The organism is Anaerosporobacter mobilis DSM 15930, assembly GCF_900142955.1.
Taxonomy (GTDB): Bacteria; Bacillota; Clostridia; order Lachnospirales; family Lachnospiraceae; genus Anaerosporobacter; species Anaerosporobacter mobilis.
In genome coordinates, this window is record NZ_FRCP01000038.1 from 1 (window position 1) to 5,218 (window position 5,218).

Annotated in this window: 3 protein-coding genes and 1 pseudogene; all 4 read left to right on the top strand. The window is 33.9% G+C overall.

Annotation, left to right across the window (positions count from 1 at the left end; all coding sequences use genetic code 11):
* On the top strand, positions 1 to 696 hold a 696-nt coding region (locus BUB90_RS22880; RefSeq protein ID WP_242952594.1), incomplete at its 5' end, for an oligopeptide/dipeptide ABC transporter ATP-binding protein.
* A 684-nt stretch (positions 697 to 1,380) separates the two neighbouring features.
* Entirely contained in the window at positions 1,381 to 3,282 is a 1,902-nt protein-coding gene (locus BUB90_RS22885) for an ABC transporter substrate-binding protein (RefSeq protein ID WP_073291976.1), read from the top strand.
* Between the two features lie 277 nt (positions 3,283 to 3,559).
* The gene (locus tag BUB90_RS22890; protein ID WP_073291978.1) at positions 3,560 to 4,543 is read left to right on the top strand and encodes an ABC transporter permease; all 984 of its coding nucleotides are present in this window, start codon (positions 3,560 to 3,562) and stop codon (positions 4,541 to 4,543) included.
* 13 nt (positions 4,544 to 4,556) lie between these two features.
* Positions 4,557 to 5,218, top strand: a pseudogene (locus BUB90_RS22895) (ABC transporter permease subunit); the annotation flags it as partial.

Sequence of the window (5,218 nt, forward strand, 5' to 3'; positions counted from 1 at the left end):
CAAGATCCGTATTCATCCTTAAATCCTCGAATGTCAGTTGGACAGATCATTGGTGAAGGTTTGAATGCCCATAAAGTATTCCATAAGAATAAAGATAAGATGCAAGATTATATCATGCAAGTCATGGACGACTGTGGTCTTGCTCCGTATATGATTCATCGTTATCCTCATCAATTCTCAGGAGGACAAAGACAACGTATTGGTATTGCAAGATCACTTGCATTAAAACCAAAGTTTGTTGTATGCGATGAAGCAGTATCTGCTCTTGACGTATCCATTCAGTCACAGATTATCAATCTATTACTTGATTTGAAGGAAAAAGAAAACTTAACGTATTTATTCATTTCCCATGACTTAAGTGTTATCAAGTATATTAGTGATCGTATCGGTGTTATGTACCTTGGTAATATGGTTGAGTTAGCAACTACACCAGATCTATTTGCTGCTCCAATGCATCCATATACAGAGGCTTTGTTATCAGCAATCCCAACAACAGATGTTGATGATAAGAAAGAGACAATCCTGATAGAAGGAGATATCCCTAGCCCAATTAAACCACCTACAGGTTGTAAGTTCCATACTCGTTGTCAGTATTGTACGGATATCTGCAAAAAAGTGGTACCTGAATTCGAAGAGGTGACACCAGGACATTTTGTTGCTTGTCATCATAAGAGAAACATAGTAAAACATAACTAGGTAGAATGAAATAATATTTGAATCAACAAAAAAGGAAAGTACAAGTTCTTTAATGGAACTTGTACTTTTTTATATATTAATATAGAAGAGAATATAATATGTAGTAACAGGTAAAGGTAGAATTATATGTAATATAATACGAAATGTATAATTTTAAAATAATATGTATATATAGGGAATATACACATTATTTTAAAAGAATGGTAAATAAATAAGTCGAAAATGAAAGTAGAAAAAAGGCTTAATACAAGATATAAACAATATATGGAAAAAATATGGTTGAAATGCCTAAAGATTCGGAATAAATATACAAAACGAGAAAATATAGATAATTTATGGTAAAATAAGTAATATAAAATATAGTTGACAAACAATTTGTATAATAGTACAATTTATAAATGTAATGAACAAGGGTGTTCTGGCGTTCCAGGATACCCTTTTGTAACATTTACGTTTTCTAATATTAATGCTTTATCGTGGTAAAGCTGAGATGACTTAAAAGAGTAGAACGCTACTTTTATGATTGAGAATAGTGAATATACATAATGTTTATTCATATTCATAATGGTTATTCACACAGTAGATGGCATAGATACCGGATTTGAGGTCCAAGTCAGTTTCTTGTGTTTGTGTTAATACTTGTGTTGATTAATAAATAGTAAAAAATACTCAGGAGGAAGTTTTATGAAGAAAAAAGGCTTAGCGTTGTTAGTTGCTTTGACACTTACAGCTTCTGTATTAGCTGGATGCTCAACAAGTAATAACAAAAAGAACGAAACAAAAACGGAAACTACAGACGGTACTACAACAGATGATGCAAGTACTGATGTAACTAATGCAGAACCTACAGGACAAATTATCCTTGGTGATGTTACTGAATTCAATGGTAGCTTTATCGAAGGTTGGGGAAATAACGGTGCAGATTATAAAGTAAAACAATTACTAGGAACATATCCAAGTTTCTATGGAACAGCAGAACTTAATAGTGCTGCAGAATATGTATATAATCCAACTGTACTTGCTTCTGATCCAGAAACTACATTGAATGAAGACGGATCTAAAACTTTCAAGTTCACTATAAACAAAGATCTTGTATGGTCTGATGGTTCACCAATCACTGCAAAAGATTATGTTGGTAACCTTATGATTTATGCATCACCTGAACTTGCTGAAATTGAAGGATCTAATACAGCTGGTAATACACTAGTTGGTTTTGATACTTATAACACTGGAGATACAAAGGAATTCTCAGGAATTCATTTAATTGATGACTATACATTCTCTGTTGATATCAAAGCTGACTATATGCCAACTTACTTTGAAGCATATGCTTCAGCAGTTACACCAATTCCTTTCTCCGTATATGCTCCAGGCGTAGAAATCAAAGATGACGGAAATGGTTGCTACTTATCAGATAATTACACAGCAGATCTTATCAAAGATCCTATGACATCTGAAAGATATAACCCTACAGTTACTTGTGGACCATACAAATTCGTAAGCTATGATGCTACAAATCAAGAAGTTGTTCTTGAAGTTAACGATAAGTTCAAAGGTAACTACGAAGGAAAGAAACCTTCTATTGCAAAAGTTATTATGAAATACACAGAAGAAGCTACTCAACTTGATGAGTTAGCAGCTGGCAATGTAGATTTACTTGTTGGTCTTTCTGGTGGAGATACAATCAACGCTGGTCTTGACTTAGTTGATCAAGGTAAAGCGGATTATGCAACTTACTTAAGAAACGGTTATGGCTTATTAGCATTCCACACTGATTTTGGTCCAACGCAGTTCAAGTCAGTTCGTCAAGCAATTGCATACTGCTTAGATAGAACAACATACGTATCTCAATATACTGGCGGTTTCGGATCTTCAGTTAATTCAGAATATGGTCTTGGACAATGGATGTACCAAGAAAGAAAAGATGTTATTGATAGCGAATTAAATCCTTATTCATTCAGTATCGAGAAAGCAAAAGAAGTTCTTGAGGCTGATGGCTGGAACCTTAACGAAAAAGGTGAAGCTTATGTAGATGGAACAGATACATTACGTTACAAAGATGTTGATGGCGAATTAATGGCTTGTGAAATTCAATGGGCTTCATCTGATAACTCAGTTGCTCAATTACTTGCAACTATGCTACCAGGAGAAATGGAAAAAGCTGGTATGAAATTAACTACAACTGTAGTTGACTTCCCTACTCTACTTAACAACTATTACCGTGAAGGAATTGATGAACCACAATTCCATATGTATAACTTAGGAACTGGTTTTACTCCAATTCCACAATTTGAGTATAGCTATAACACAGGTAAGAATTATTTAGGTAACTTCAATACAAACTTCTGGATGGATGATAAGATTATGAACATGGGTTATGATCTTACTAAGACAGACCCAAGTGATAAAGAAGGATACCTTGACAAATGGGTAGCTATCATGAAAGAAATCAATGAACAAATGCCAAATATTCCTCTTTACTCAGATGAATACCATACATTCTTCAATCCAAAAGTACAAGGATATATTGGTGATGACACATTCAATATTGGAATGTCATTAATCTATATGTCAGTTACTGAATAATTGAGAATAATTTTTATCAATCGTATTAGTTTTATTTCGTATTAATATAGTCTGAATTAATATATTTTAAACTGATATAACTGGAAATAGGGCATTCTAATAATGCCCTATTTCCTTGATAATAGAGATATATAGTTAGTTTAGTAGAGCAGTATATGTTTTAACAAGCGTAGTAAATAAGTGTGAAAATATCTCGCAATTTGTGCGACCATAAGAGATGGTTGCATCTCATTGGAATATAGTCAGCATAAATAGCAAGAAAGCAGGTGTGGATAAGATGGCAAAATACATTGCAAAACGTTTAATGTATATGGTATTCGTATTCTTTATAATGTCAATCTTAATGTTTGGAATTTATAAGATGGTTCCTGGTGATCCAGCAAGACTTTTACTAGAAGGTTCAAAAGCTAGTATGAAACCAGAAGTATACGAGATGCAATACCAACAAGCAAGAGAAAGATTAGGCCTTGATAAACCAATTCCCGTACAATATGTTGTATGGATTACGAATATGTTACAAGGTGATTTTGGCTATTCTTCTAATTATCGTAAAGATGTAATAGATGTAGTAGCGGCTCCGTTACAGAATACAATGAAGCTGAATATGTTGGCAATCGTAGTTGTATTCCTAATAACAATACCGTTAGGTATTATATGTGCTGTTAAGAAGCGAAGCACGTTTGATAATGTTGTTCAGGTTTTTTCCGTCGTCGGGTATAGTTTGCCGACCTTTATTATATCATTGGTTCTGATTTGTTTATTGGCGGTGAAGATTCCAATCTTCCCGGTTAGTGGTGTTAATTCGGTTGGATTTTCTGGAACGGCTATGCAAAAGTTCTTTGATACGTTATGGCATATGGCGTTACCAGTTTTAGTTATCGTATTAGGCTCTGTTGGTTCTATCACAAGATATGTAAGAGCCGCTATGATTGAATCATTAAGTATGGATTACATCAGAACAGCGAGAGCGAAGGGTGTTAGAGAAAGAGTTGTTATCTATTCTCATGCTTTTCGTAATGCCTTACTTCCAATTGTAACGATCGTTACTGGTTGGATTATGAGTGTATTCTCAGGTTCTGTTATTATAGAAAATATATTTTTATGGCCAGGTATTGGTAAAGTATTATTTGATGGTTTAATGCAACAAGATTTCATGGTTGTATTAGCTATGCAGATGTTTTACGTTATAATTGCTCTATTAGGAAATCTAGTTATGGATATCGCATATTGCATGGTTGACCCTAGAGTTAAGTTAGATTAGGAGGAAGAGAGAGATGAGTAAAGAAAAAAAGAAATCTAAGAGATCTCATGTAAGCCTAATAGGCCTATTATTTGGGAATCGTAGAAAACAACTCTCTTTCTTAGAGGAAGAGCAGTTACAAAGTCCAATGCGAACAATTATTAAGAATTTTGTAGCGAATAAAGTAGCTATGACATCTTTAATCATATTTTTATTTATATTCCTTAGTGTACTTATCTATCCGATGATAAATGATATTGATTTATCGTATCAAGAGCAAACGCAACAAAACGTTGCTCCTGGATTTAATATGATGAAAGTTCCTAAGAAGTTACAAGGAAATATCAAAGAAATCTCCATCGGTTCTACGTTCAGTGTCGGTTTATCGAATGATGGTGAAGTATTCGTTTGGGGTAAATCTAAGATTACATCGGTTATCGATATTAAGAACATGCCAGAGAATATGGGAAACGTTGTTCAAATAGCAGCTGGAGCGGATCATGTTTTAGCGATGAATGACAAAGGCGAATTGTTTGCTTGGGGTAATTCCCGTAATAAGCAATGTGCGATTCCTGATAATCTAAAACAAGTAAAAAACATAAAAAGAATCTATTCTGGTTACCAATGTTCAGCGGTAGTAACAGAAGATGGTATGGTGTATTTCTGGGGAAATACAGGTATCATGGATTTCAAGAT

Excerpts from the sequence above, each read along its gene's own strand:
- BUB90_RS22885 (WP_073291976.1), top strand. The coding sequence starts at position 1,381 with ATGAAGAAAAAAGGCTTAGCGTTGTTAGTTGCTTTGACACTTACAGCT.
- BUB90_RS22890 (WP_073291978.1), top strand. The coding sequence starts at position 3,560 with ATGGCAAAATACATTGCAAAACGTTTAATGTATATGGTATTCGTATTC.